Origin of the sequence: Nocardia anocheti (assembly GCF_029675105.1) — a bacterium.
Taxonomy (GTDB): domain Bacteria; phylum Actinomycetota; class Actinomycetes; order Mycobacteriales; family Mycobacteriaceae; genus Nocardia.
In genome coordinates this window covers 508,261-520,206 of record NZ_JAQQFV010000002.1, presented here as the reverse complement: position 1 = coordinate 520,206, position 11,946 = coordinate 508,261, and the positions used below count along the sequence as shown (strand labels likewise).

The 11,946-nt window shown below is 68.5% G+C and carries 15 protein-coding genes; 11 read left to right on the top strand and 4 right to left on the bottom strand.

Annotation, left to right across the window (positions count from 1 at the left end; translation table 11 throughout):
* Positions 1–9: 9 nt before the first annotated feature.
* The 4 genes from QC180_RS06315 to QC180_RS06300 are packed head-to-tail and all read left to right on the top strand — an operon-like array spanning position 10 to position 2,442.
* Positions 10–294 carry an acyl carrier protein gene (locus QC180_RS06315; protein WP_278261640.1) on the top strand — a complete coding sequence of 95 codons (285 nt, stop codon included), beginning with the start codon at positions 10–12 and terminating at the stop codon, positions 292–294.
* Positions 291–1,064, top strand: coding sequence for an SDR family NAD(P)-dependent oxidoreductase (locus QC180_RS06310; protein WP_278261639.1), 774 nt, complete (start codon positions 291–293; stop codon positions 1,062–1,064). The genes QC180_RS06315 and QC180_RS06310 overlap by 4 nt, the downstream gene beginning before the upstream one ends.
* The gene (locus QC180_RS06305) at positions 1,064–2,017 is read left to right on the top strand and encodes an aromatase/cyclase (protein WP_278261638.1); all 954 of its coding nucleotides are present in this window, start codon (positions 1,064–1,066) and stop codon (positions 2,015–2,017) included. Before QC180_RS06310 ends, QC180_RS06305 begins: the two co-directional genes overlap by 1 nt.
* Entirely contained in the window at positions 2,014–2,442 is a 429-nt protein-coding gene (locus tag QC180_RS06300; RefSeq protein WP_278261637.1) for a nuclear transport factor 2 family protein, read from the top strand. The genes QC180_RS06305 and QC180_RS06300 overlap by 4 nt, the downstream gene beginning before the upstream one ends.
* Here QC180_RS06300 and ramB read toward each other — a convergent pair.
* Positions 2,435–3,841 carry an acetate metabolism transcriptional regulator RamB gene (gene ramB / locus QC180_RS06295; protein ID WP_278261636.1) on the bottom strand — a complete coding sequence of 469 codons (1,407 nt, stop codon included), beginning with the start codon at positions 3,839–3,841 and terminating at the stop codon, positions 2,435–2,437. The two genes, QC180_RS06300 and ramB, sit on opposite strands and share 8 nt — an antisense overlap.
* 94 nt (positions 3,842–3,935) lie before the next feature.
* Between ramB and QC180_RS06290 the strand changes: the two genes are divergently transcribed.
* From QC180_RS06290 to QC180_RS06270, 5 genes are all read left to right on the top strand, one after another.
* Complete coding sequence (locus QC180_RS06290) at positions 3,936–5,453, top strand: ATP-dependent DNA ligase (protein ID WP_278261635.1); 1,518 nt, start codon at positions 3,936–3,938, stop codon at positions 5,451–5,453.
* A gap of 54 nt (positions 5,454–5,507) precedes the next feature.
* Positions 5,508–6,692: an inorganic phosphate transporter gene (locus QC180_RS06285; protein ID WP_278261634.1), complete on the top strand. Its 1,185-nt coding sequence runs from the start codon at positions 5,508–5,510 to the stop codon at positions 6,690–6,692.
* Between the two features lie 12 nt (positions 6,693–6,704).
* Positions 6,705–6,986 (top strand): hypothetical protein, encoded by a 282-nt coding sequence (locus QC180_RS06280; RefSeq protein WP_278261633.1) that lies wholly within the window; start codon positions 6,705–6,707, stop codon positions 6,984–6,986.
* A gap of 14 nt (positions 6,987–7,000) precedes the next feature.
* Entirely contained in the window at positions 7,001–7,357 is a 357-nt protein-coding gene (locus QC180_RS06275; RefSeq protein ID WP_278261632.1) for a DUF3349 domain-containing protein, read from the top strand.
* A 98-nt stretch (positions 7,358–7,455) separates the two neighbouring features.
* Positions 7,456–8,118 carry a TetR/AcrR family transcriptional regulator gene (locus tag QC180_RS06270; protein WP_278261631.1) on the top strand — a complete coding sequence of 221 codons (663 nt, stop codon included), beginning with the start codon at positions 7,456–7,458 and terminating at the stop codon, positions 8,116–8,118.
* Between the two features lie 58 nt (positions 8,119–8,176).
* On the opposite strand, the gene QC180_RS06265 is transcribed toward QC180_RS06270, so the two are convergent.
* From QC180_RS06265 to QC180_RS06255, 3 genes are all read right to left on the bottom strand, one after another.
* Complete coding sequence (locus tag QC180_RS06265) at positions 8,177–9,202, bottom strand: alpha/beta hydrolase (protein WP_278261630.1); 1,026 nt, start codon at positions 9,200–9,202, stop codon at positions 8,177–8,179.
* 191 nt (positions 9,203–9,393) lie between these two features.
* Positions 9,394–10,410 (bottom strand): XdhC family protein, encoded by a 1,017-nt coding sequence (locus QC180_RS06260; protein WP_278261629.1) that lies wholly within the window; start codon positions 10,408–10,410, stop codon positions 9,394–9,396.
* A 14-nt stretch (positions 10,411–10,424) separates the two neighbouring features.
* On the bottom strand, positions 10,425–11,012 hold the full coding sequence (locus tag QC180_RS06255) for a nucleotidyltransferase family protein (protein ID WP_278261628.1): 588 nt from the start codon (positions 11,010–11,012) through the stop codon (positions 10,425–10,427).
* Between the two features lie 126 nt (positions 11,013–11,138).
* Here QC180_RS06255 and uraD point away from each other — a divergent pair, with 126 nt between their 5' ends.
* Positions 11,139–11,630, top strand: coding sequence for a 2-oxo-4-hydroxy-4-carboxy-5-ureidoimidazoline decarboxylase (uraD, locus tag QC180_RS06250; RefSeq protein WP_278261627.1), 492 nt, complete (start codon positions 11,139–11,141; stop codon positions 11,628–11,630).
* The gene (uraH, locus tag QC180_RS06245; RefSeq protein ID WP_278261626.1) at positions 11,627–11,944 is read left to right on the top strand and encodes a hydroxyisourate hydrolase; all 318 of its coding nucleotides are present in this window, start codon (positions 11,627–11,629) and stop codon (positions 11,942–11,944) included. Before uraD ends, uraH begins: the two co-directional genes overlap by 4 nt.
* The last annotated feature ends 2 nt before the right edge of the window (positions 11,945–11,946 follow it).

Genomic DNA, 11,946 nt, shown 5'->3' with positions numbered 1-11,946 from the left:
AGGCATCCGATGCCCGTACCCCACCAAGTGACCGCCGACGAGCTGCGCGAAGTGTTGCAGCGCGTCGCAGGCGAGGACGAGTCCATCGACCTCAGCGGTGACATCACCCACCGCTCGTTCGAGGACCTCGGCTACGACTCGCTCGCCGTGCTCGAGCTGTCCAACCAGATCGAAATCCGTTACGGCGTCAAGCTGCTCGACGAATCGGTGGTCGACGCGGTGACCGTCGCCGACTTCGTCGCCCTCGTCAACTCCACCCTCGCCGCCGATCCCTCCACAGGAGCCCCCGCATGAGCAAGCACGCCATCGTCACCGGTGCCACCAGCGGCATCGGACTCGAGATCGCCCGCACCCTCGGGCTGGCCGGATACCAGGTGTTCATCAACGCGCGCTCGGCCGAGAAGGTCAGCGAGACGGTCTCGGCGCTGACCGCCGACGGCATCGCCATCGACGGGATCGCCGCCGACGTGCGCTCCACCGAGGACGTGAAGACGCTGGTCGCGGCGGCGGTCGCGCGGTACGGGCCGGTCACCGTGCTGGTCAACAACGCGGGCCGCAACGGCGGCGGCGTCACCCAGAACATCGACGACGAGCAGTGGCAGGACGTGCTCGACATCAATCTCACCGGCACCTTCCGGGTGACCAGGGAGGTGCTGGCCCGGGGCGGCATCCTGGATGCGGGTGAGGGACGCATCATCAATATCGCCTCGACCGGCGGCAAGCAGGGCGTCGTGCTGGGCGCGCCGTATTCGGCGTCCAAGCACGGCGTCATCGGGTTCACCAAGGCGCTGGGTCTGGAACTGGCCAAGACCGGAGTAACCGTGAACGCGGTGTGCCCCGGCTATGTGGAAACACCACTGGCCGAGCGGGTTCGGCGCGGGTACGCCGAGGTGTGGGAGACCACCGAGGCGGCCGTGCTGGAGAAGTTCGAGGCCAAGATCCCGCTGGGGCGCTACTCCACACCGCAGGAGGTGGCCGGGTTGGTGGGTTATCTGACCAGCACCGCGGCGGCACCGATCACCGCGCAGGCGATCAATGTGTGCGGTGGACTGGGGAACTACTGATGAGCACTTTCCACACCGAACACGTCATCGAGATCGCCGCGCCCGCCGCCACCGTGTACGCCGCCCTGCACGCGGTGACGAACTGGCCCAACCTGTTTCCGCCGACCGTGCACGCCGAGGTGCTCGAGCACGACGCGGACGGCGAGCACATCCGCCTATGGGCCACGGCCAACGACACCTTGAAGTCCTGGACCTCGCGCCGCACCTTCGACACCGGGCGTCGACACATCACCTTCGCCCAGGTGGTCTCGGCCTCCCCGGTCGCGGCCATGCGCGGGAAGTGGGCCGTGCAGGTGATCGATGCCGAGCGCAGTCGGGTCGTGCTGTCGCACAGCTATTCCCCGGACGAGACGCCCGGCGCACGCGAGTGGATCGAGGCGGCCGTCGAGACCAATTCCACGCGCGAACTGGCCTCGCTCAAATCCTCGGTCGAAGCGCAGGTCCAGCGGCCCACCGCCACCGTCACTTTCGCCGACTCGCTGTGGATCGCCGCGCCACCGGCGAAGATTCGCGAGTTCATCGACCGGGCCGATCAGTGGGCGCGGCGGCTGCCGCACGTGGACGCGGTGACACTCACCGAACCCGCTCCCGGACACCAGTTCCTGGAACTCACCACCCGCACCGCCGACGGTGACGCGCACACCACCGCCTCCTGGCGGGTCGTGCTCGAATCCGGCGACATCGTCTACAAGCAGACCCAACTGCCCGGCCTGCTGTCGCTGCATCGCGGGCGGTGGAGTTTCGCGCCCGACGGCACGGGGACGCTGGCGACCTCCCAGCACACCGTCACCATCATCGAGGAGGCGATCGAACCGATTCTGGGCGCGGGCAAGACCATCGAGGACGCCACCGAATTCATCCGCACCGCCCTCGGCCGCAATTCCCTGGCGACCCTGGAACACGCGAAGAAATGGGCCGAATCCGCCGATCTGTCCGAGGCGGGTCCACGATGAGCGCGAACTACGCCGATCTGTTGCAGTTCTACGCCCGGCAGTTACGGCTGCTCGACGACGGCCACGTCGAGGAGTGGGCGGGCACCTTCACCGTCGACGGCGTCCTGCGTCAGGCCCACCGCACCACCGCGCGGAAGGGCCGCGCCGAGATCGCCGACGGCCTGCGCCGCGCCGCCGACGGCCTGCGGGCCCGCGGCGCGGTGCGCAGACACTGGGTCGGCAACCTCACCATCGAGAGCACCGGCGACACCATCCACACCCGCTTCTACGCCCTGGTCATCGAATCCACCCCGGAGAACCCCGCCCACCTGCACCTGAGCACCGACATCCGCGACGAACTCGTCCCCGTCGCGGACTCCTGGGAGATCCGCGAACGCACCATCATCCACGACCCCGACCCCGTCCCGCCCTGGCTGACTACTTGATGAGGTAGGGGGACACCGAGCTGCGATGTTCGCTGATGTCGAGGGTCTTGCCCAGCGGCGGGAAGGCGCGCTGGGGGCAGTTGGAGCGGACGCAGACGCGGCAGCCAGCGCCGATGGGGGTGGCGGAGGCTTCGCCGAGATCGATGCCGTCGGCGTAGACGACGCGGCTCGCGTGGCGCAGTTCGCAGCCGAGGCCGATGGCGAAGGTCTTGCTGGGTTGGCCGTAGCGGGTGGCGCGGCGTTCGACGGTGCGGGCGACCCAGAGGTATTTGCGGCCGTCGGGCATCTGGGCGATCTGGGTCATGATCTTGCCGGGATAGGCGAAGGTCTCGTAGACATTCCAGAGCGGGCAGGTGCCGCCGCTGGAGGAGAAATGGAAACCGGTGGCGGACTGGCGTTTCGACATGTTGCCCGCGCGATCCACGCGGACGAACGAGAACGGGACTCCGCGTAGGGAAGGCCGTTGCAGCGTCGAAAGGCGGTGGCAGATCGTCTCGTAACTCTGCGAGAAGAACGCCGAGAGGCGCTCGATATCGTAGCGGAAATCCTCGGCGACTTCGTGGAAGTGGTTGTAGGGCAGCACGGTCGCGGCCGCGAAGTAATTCGCCAGGCCGAGCATGGCGAGTTTGCGCGACGCCTCGGAACCGAAATTGCCCTCCTCCACCAATTTGTCCAGCAGCGGCCCGCATTCGAGATAGGCCAGTTCGGCGGCGAGTTTGAAGGTGCGCTGGCCGCCGGACAGGTGCGGGGAGATCTCGAGCTGTTTGGTGTCGGGGTCGTAGCGGTGCAGTACGCCTTCGCCGAGGTCGATGCGCTCGCTGATCCGCACGCCGTGCGCGCGCAGCAGCCGCACGATCTCGGTGCTCACCTCGCCGCCGTGGAAACGGATACGGGTGGTGAGATCCTCGGCGGCGGTATCCAATTCGTGGATGTAGTTCTGCCGCTGGTAGAAGTAGTCGCGCACTTCCTCGTGCGGCTTGGAGATGGCGGCGCTGCCGGAGCCGTCGGAGAAACGGTCCTCGGTGGCGGCGGCCAGCTGGGCGCTGGTGTTGCGGTACCGGTTGTGCATGGCGACCAGGGCGCGCGCCATCGACGGATGCGCCGAGACCATGTCGGCGATCTCCTTGGTGTCGGCCTCGATGCCGAGTTCGGCGTCCATCACGACTTCCTGGAGTTCGGCGATGAGCCGGGTGTCGTCGTGGGCGGAGAAGAAGGCGGGATCGACGCCGAAGACCTCGTTGATCCGGGCCAGCACCGGCACCGTCAGCGGGCGCACATCGTGCTCGATCTGATTGAGATAGCTCGCCGAGATCTCCAGTTTCTGGGCGAGAGAAACCTGGCTCAGACCGCGTTCGGTACGGAGCTGGCGCAGCCGCGCACCGACATAGGTCTTGGCCATATGTCCAGTTTAGGGGCGCTTTCGCAGGGTTGCCAATGGATTCTTAACAGCGTGGGCTGAGCGATGTGTCACACCCCGTCGCTAGGGTCGGGGGGTGCTGTTCAGCGAGGTGGTCGCCGCGTCGGCGGCCGTACGGGAGACCCGGTCGCGCAAGGCGAAGATCGCCGCGCTGGCCGCGCTGTTCGGTGCCGCGAGCACCGAGGAGATCGGGACCGTGGTGGCGTGGCTGTCCGGCGAGCTCACCCAGGGCCGCATCGGCGCGGGCTGGCGCACGGTGACCGGCCTGGACACCCCACCCGCCGCCGAGGCCCGGCTCACCATCGACGCGGTGGACGAGGTCTTCGATCAGCTCACCGGGCTCAGCGGCACGGGGTCCACGCTGCGCAGGCGGGAGCTGCTCACCGCGTTGTTCACCGCGGCCACCGCCGAGGAACAGTCGTTCCTACTGCGGCTGCTCACCGGGGAACTGCGCCAGGGTGCGCTCACCGCGATCGTGGTCGAGGCGCTGGCCGTGTCGACCGGGATTCCGGTCGAGGTGGTGCGCCGGGCGCACATGCTCTCGGGGCGGCTGCCCGAGACGGCCGTCGCCGCCGTCACCGGGGGCGCCGAGGCGCTGGCCGCGTTCCGGCTCGAGGTGGGCAGGCCGATCTCGCCGATGCTGGCCTCGCCCGGCGGCTCGCTCGACGAGGCGCTGGCCGAGCTGGGCCCGGAGGTCAGCGTCGAACACAAGCTCGACGGCGCGCGCATCCAGGTGCACCGCGAGGGCGAGCGGGTGTGGGTGTTCACCCGCACCCTGCGGGACATCACCGCGAGCGTGCCCGAGCTGGCCGCCCTGGTCGCGGGGCTGGACTGCGCGAGTGTCGTCCTCGACGGCGAGACCCTCGCGCTCACCGACGCGGGCCGTCCGCGCCCGTTCCAGGAGACGATGAGCCGCTTCGCCACCGTCAGCGATCCGGGCGAGCTGCTGCTGCACCCCTATTTCTTCGACTGCCTGCACCTGGACGGGCGCGACCTGCTCGACGAGCCGCTGCGGGTGCGCCGGGCGGCGCTGGAAGGGGTGGCGGGACCGCACGTCATCCCGGCGCTCATCGCGCCCGCCCCCGAGGCGGCCGCCGAGTACTACGACAACGCGCTGGCCGTCGGCAACGAGGGCATGATGGTCAAATCCCTCGACGCGCCCTACGCCGCGGGCCGCCGGGGCAAGGCGTGGCAGAAGATCAAACCCGCGCACACCCTCGACCTACTGGTGATCGGCGCGGAATGGGGATATGGCCGACGCACCGGCTTCCTGTCGAATCTGCACCTGGCCGCGCTCGACCCGGAAACCGGCGAGCCGGTGATGGTCGGCAAGACCTTCAAAGGGCTCACCGACGAATTGCTGCGCTGGCAGACCACGGAGTTCCCGAACCACGAAAGCCATCGCGACGCGCAGACGGTCTATCTGCGTCCGTCGCTGGTCGTGGAGATCGCGCTCGACGGCGTGCAGACCAGTACGCGCTATCCCGGCGGGGTCGCGCTGCGTTTCGCCAGGGTGTTGCGGTACCGGCCGGACAAGGAACCGGCCCAGGCCGACACGATCGCGACCGTGCGGGCCTTACGCCCCAGCTCATGAGACTTTCCCGCAACGGTTTGGCAATCCGGCGGCAGCATACGACACACTGTTCGGGTGAGCGCCGAACTATTGGTCCTGTTGATCGTCATCGTCACAGCTCTCGCATTCGACTTCACCAATGGATTCCATGACACGGCCAACGCCATGGCGACCTCCATCGCCACCGGCGCGCTCAAGCCGCGCGTGGCGGTCGCGCTGTCGGGACTGCTGAATCTGATCGGCGCGTTCCTGTCGGTCTCGGTGGCGGCGACTGTGGCCAAGGGCATCGTCCAATTGAACGAAGTGAGCGGGCAGGACCTGCTGGTCATCGTGTTCGCCGGGTTGGTCGGCGGCATCCTGTGGAACCTGCTGACCTGGCTGCTGGGCCTGCCGTCGAGTTCCTCGCACGCGCTGTTCGGCGGCCTGATCGGCTCGACCATCGCCGCGCTCGGCTGGAACGGTGTCATCTGGGCCTCTGGCTCGGAGGGCGTGCTGATCAAGATCGTGCTGCCCGCCGTGCTCGCCCCGGTGATCGCGGCGCTGGTCGGCGCGATCGGCACCTTCCTGGTCTACCGGATCACCCGCGGGGTCGATCAGGACAAGGCGGCCGAGGGCTTCCGCTGGGGCCAGGTCGGCTCGGCGTCGCTGGTCTCGCTGGCGCACGGCACCAACGACGCGCAGAAGACGATGGGTGTCATCTTCCTGGCGCTGGTCGCCTACGGCTCGCTCGACAAGGACGACCACCTGCCGCTGTGGGTGATGGCCTCCTGCGCCATCGCCATCGCGCTGGGCACCTACCTGGGCGGCTGGCGCATCATCCGGACCCTGGGCAAGGGCCTGGTGGAGATCGACTCGCCGCAGGGCCTGGCCGCGGAGTCGACCTCGGCGGCGATCATCCTCACCTCCGCGCACTTCGGTCTGCCGCTGTCGACCACCCAGACCGCCACCGGCGCGATCCTGGGCACCGGCATCGGCAAGGGCGCCGAGGTGCGCTGGCGGGTGATGGGCCGCATGGCGGTGGCCTGGCTGCTGACGCTGCCGATGGCGGGCATCGTCGGCGCGATCTGCTGGGCATTGGCGACCGTCATCGGTGGGCTGCCGGGCGTGCTGGTGGTGTTCGGGGTGCTGATCGCCGGTTCGCTGGGGATCTATCTGCGGTCGCGCCGCGACCCGGTCGGCACCCACAATGTGAACGAGTGGCCGGAAGGGACGCCCACTCCGTCGCCGCAGTCGTCGATCGAACAGAACCACGCCGGGTAGAAGGAAACGATTGTGCAGACTGTGATCACCAATCTGAGTTCCCTCTGGGAAGTGGTGCTGGCCGCGGTGGTGTTCGGGGCAGGGGTACCGACCGTGTTCGCCTTCGCCGTGCGGTGGTGGGCCCAGGCCGAGACCGTCGACGCCGACGGTCGGGTGCGGCGCAACTATCCCGCGCTGGCCGGGGCGCTGGCCTGCCTGGTCGTCATCGTGGTGGTGGTGATCGCCGGAATCCTGTTCACGGCGAAGGCCTTCATCGCCCACCAGTTCGGTATCCACCTGTTCGGCGAAGCGTGAGTGAGGGAGATTCGATGACCGAGACGCCAGAGACCCCCGCGGTTCGCGGAAATCTGCTCTCCCGTGTCCTTGGCTGGCTGCGGGCCGGATATCCGCAGGGGATTCCGCAGTCCGATTATGTGGCGCTGTTCGCGGTGCTGCACCGTCATCTCACCGACTACGAGGTGGTGGTGATCGGCGAGAAACTGGTCGAAGCCAATCCGAATCGGGAATCGATCAGCGAGGCCGAGATCGAGGCGGCGATCACCGATTTCGCCAAGCAGCAGCCCGCGCCCGACGACGTCTCGCGCGTGGCCTCGCACCTGGCCGCCGGTGGCTGGCCACTGGCCGAACCGCTCGACGACAGCGAACCCGCCACCGAGCCGGAGTGACAATTCCACGCGGCCAGGGGAATTCACGGTATACCGCTGTTGGCGAATCGACTGGCAGCACGACGGGCGCACGCTAGCATTCATGCGTGGTTCGGCGTGTGAATGAAACCGAGAGTGGTCGCAGTTACGGTGGATTGTCGCGCCAGCAACGAGTCGCGTTGCGCCGCAGCCGATTGACCGACGCGGCACTGGAACTATTCGGCACCCAGGGATATTCGGCGACCTCGATCGAGCGCTTGTGCGCGACCGCGAATGTGTCGACGCGCAGTTTCTACGAAGACATCGGCAGCCGCGAAGCGCTGCTGATCGCCCTGGTCGACCGGCTCAACACCACCGCGCTGCGCCGCCTCGACGAGGCGCTCGAGCGCACCAGCGAGGAACCGCTGGTGGTACGCGTGGTGGAGAGTTTCCGGGCCTTCCTGGCCGTGACCTGCCGTGATCGTCGCGCCGCCCGGGTGTTCTATGTCGAGGTGGTCGGGGTGAGCCCGGCGGTGGAGGAATGGCGGCGCGGTCAGCGTCGCGCCATTTCCGGCCTGCTCACCCGCGAGGCCGAACGCGCCGCGGAGCGCGGCGAAGCGGAATCGCGCAGCCTGCACCTGTTCGGTCTGGCGGTGATCGGCGCGGTGAATTCCCTGGCCCAGGAGATGGTGCACGCCAGCGTCCCCGGCGACGCCATTTCCGTCGACGAGATCTGCGACGAGATCGCCTACTTCATCCGCTCCGGACTGACCGTCCGCCCGGCGGTGCTGCCCGCGAGCTGAACCGTCCGACGAAAAAGGGAGGCATCCGAATCGGATGCCTCCCTTTCACCGGCTGTGATCAGGCCGGGGTTGCCATGCCTTCGGCGAGCAGCGGCCACGAGTCGTGCAGCGCCTGCTCCCAGTAGGGCCAGTAGTGGGTGCCCATCGGAGTGAACTGGTAGGTCGCCGGGATGTTCAGCGAATCCAGCTTGTTCTTCAGGTTGTGGGTGCAGGCATTGGTCGCGGCCTCGATACCCACACCGAGACCCAGGTTGATCACGCCCATCGGGCCGGGCGCGCCCTGGAGGTAGTACTCCACGTCGGCGTTGGTGGGCATACCGCTACCGCTGGAGACGTAGAGCAGGGTGCCGCGCAGCTTCTCGGCGTTGATGACCGGGTCGTTCTCCACCCAGGCCGGGTCGTCGTCGGCGCCGTACATGTTGGCGACCTTGCCGCCCGCCCAGGTCTCGACCGAGAACTTCACGGCCTGCTTGCCCATCGGGTCGGCGATCTGCGCGCAGCCGGAGTAGGCGGCCACCGACTTGAACAGGCCGGGCTTGGCCTCGGCCAGCTGCAGCACCGAGGTGCCGGAGGTGGACAGACCGGCCAGCGCGTTGAGGCCGGTCGAGTTCAGGGTGGAGTCCAGCAGCGGGGGAAGCTCCTCGGTGAAGAAGGTCTTCCACTTGTTCAGACCCAGGCGCGGGTCTTCCTGCTTCCAGTCGGTGTAGTAGCTGCCACGGCCACCGATCGGCAGCACCACGTTGACGTGCTTGTCGGCCAGGAAGCCGAGCGCGTCGGTCTGGGCCTGCCAGCTCGCCGAGCCCTCACCGGCGTCCAAGCCGCTGAACATGTAGAAGTTCGGCGCCGGGGTCGACTCGTCGGCCGGACGCTGCACGTCGACCGTGATGTCCTTCTTCATCGCCGCCGAGTACACCTTCAGGTGCCAGGTGCGCCCGTCCTTGACCACCGAGGTCACGGCGGAGGGCTTCTCGGGCGCGGCGGAGGCGGCGCCACCACCGACGATCAAGGCCGCCGACAGAGCGGCGGTCAGGGCCACGGCGGTGGTGCGCAGGGCGGCCACGTTTCGTAGTGCGGAGAGCTTCATCGAACAGTCGGTTCCAGTCCACGGGCCGTAGCGGCGCCGTCGTCGCAGTGGTTCCCCCCTGGGCACGGCGATGCGCTCGCCGCCACGGGGCTGTCAGTCCTTCTCGACACTCTATGTCCTATGGCAGGACCGAATCGTTACCGGTTCACATTCGACGGTGATCTCGAGCACCGTCGACGCTGGTCGACGGCTCAGATCGCGAGGCCGACGGCGGAGGAGCCGTAGTCGCGCTGGGCGGCCAGGCGCAGCCCGGCACGCGAGGCCAGGAAGTCGGCGGTGACGAACACGGCCGTCTCGGCGGGCGTGCGGGCGCCGGATTCCAGTCCGGCGGGCACGTGCAGCCGGGCCAGGGTCGACTCGTCGAAGCCACCGGCGCGCAGGTCGTCGAGGCGGCGGGCCTGGTCGGCAGGGGAGCCCAGCGCGGCCAGATAGCCCAGTTCGGGCAGCCGCAGGGCCACCGTGAGCAGCGGGATCTCGAAGCGCGGCTCGTTGGCCAGCACCACGATGCCGGTGGTCGCGTCGATCTCCCCGGCGGCGGCGAGGGTGTTGAGGTAGCGGTGCGGCCAGTCCACGACCACCTCGGCACCGGGGAAGGAGGCCGGGTCGGCGAACTCGGGCCGCGAATCGCAGATGCTGACCCGGTAGCCGATCATCCGCGCCTGGGCGGCCAGGGTGGCGGCGTAGGCGTTGGCGCCGAAGATCAGCAGCCGCGGCGGCGGGCAGTAGGAGGCGACGAACAGATCCGACTCGGGCAGCGCGACCAGTTCGGTGGCGTGCTTGCGATCGGTGACCAGATGCTGACCGATGACATCGGGGTCCTGATTCCACACCACGGTGAACACGGTGACCCGGCGATGGGCCTGGATGTCGGCGGCGATGGTCGGGAACTCCGGGAAATCGCGGCAGGAGAACGGCTCGATGAAAATGTCGACCAGGGTGCCGTCGTCGGAGGTCGATTCCATCCCGGTGATCATGCTGTAGCGGCGTAGTTGCCGGATGCCGGTGCGCGCGGCCTCCAGTGCCGCCTCGTACACGGTCTCTTCCAGCCGCCCGGACGCGATGGATCCGAAGACGCCGCCATTGGGAGTGACGAGCATCGCCGAACCGATCGGCAGCGCGCTGGTGCCGATGGTGCGGACCACCGTGGCCATGCCACCGGTACGGCCCGAATGCCACACTCGCAGAAGGTCATCGACGATATCGCGCATATCTCAAACTCCGATCACTGTGCGCCGACTTCCGGGAAATCGCGATCGGTCCCTGTCGCCAAGTCGTCGCACGTGACGCACACCATATCCTGTCGGGCGCCCAAATAGGAACCGCCCCCGCGATCGCCTACGGCCACAGCGGAAATCGCTTCCCAGTGCTTGTTCTTTATCACAGCGGGATGGCCGGGTGTGTTGTGGAACACAGCACGTGCCAGTCCGCTCTCGCTCGCGCGGGCCGCCGTGAGGACTCGGTCGACGACCCGGGCGTCGATATCGGGGATGTCGACGGGCAGGAACGCCACGTACTCCGTGCCCGCCTCGGCGGCCGCGCGCAGGCCCGCGCGCACCGTCGCCCCGAGCCCGCTCGCCCAGTCCTCGACCCACCGCCACGCGACGCCGGGAGGCAGGTCGACCGCCGCCGGATCGGGGCCCGTCGCACCGAGCAGGACGACCACCGGGTCGCAGCCGCCCTCGCGCAGCGCGGTCACCGCGTTGCGCAACCAGGCGCCGTCGTGGGCGAGCACCTTGGGTGCGCCGTAGCGGCGCCCGGCACCGGCCGCGAGGACGATGCCCGTGCAGGTCAGCGGCGCGATCGGGGGCATGGCGGCCAAGGTAGCGGCGCAATGTTGCCCGGTGATTACGGACGCGCGGCGCCGGGACGACGACACGCCGACAGGCGGACTCCCGCAGCGGTGGCGGGCCGAGCGCGATGGGGTGATGCTGGACCGATGGACAGCGAAGCGATCGGCCTCGCCGGTTTCAACGACCTGTCGGCGGCGGCCGCCGAGCGGGCATTGCTTGCCTGTTGCGCCGCGCCTACCTGGGCGCGGGTGCTGAGCGAGACCCGCCCCTATCCCACCGTGGCCGCGCTGCTGGCCACCGCCGACGCCGCGCTGGCCGGGCTCGACGAGGCCGCCGTCGACGCGGCGCTGGCCGCGCACCCGCGCATCGGCGACCGGACCGATTCGCCCGCCTCGGCCCGCGAGCAGGCGGGCGTCGAGGACGAACTGCGCACCGCGCTGGCGGCGGGCAACAGCGCCTACGAGGCGAAATTCGGCCACCGCTATCTGGTCTGCGCGGCGGGCCGCACCGGCACCGAACTGCTGGCGATCCTCACCGCGCGCCTGGACAACGATCCCACGACCGAAAGGCAGGTCATGCGAACCGAATTGGCGAAGATCAACCGGCTGCGCCTGGCGCGATGGGTGGGCCGTTCATGACCGGGCTGAGTACGCATGTCCTCGATGCCGTACGCGGAATTCCGGCGGCGGGCGTGGCGGTGTGGTTGCTGCGCGGGGACCAGCGGATCACCGAGGCGCTCACCGACGACGACGGACGCGTGCGCGAACTCGCGGCCGGACTGAATCCGGGCGACTATCGCCTCTTCTTCGACACCGGCGCCTATTTCGCGGCGCAGGGCACCGAAACCTTCTATCCGGAGGTGTGTATCGCGTTCACGGTGGATGGGCAATCGCATCTGCATGTGCCACTGCTGTTGTCGCCGTACGCCTATTCCACCTATCGAGGGAGTTGAGC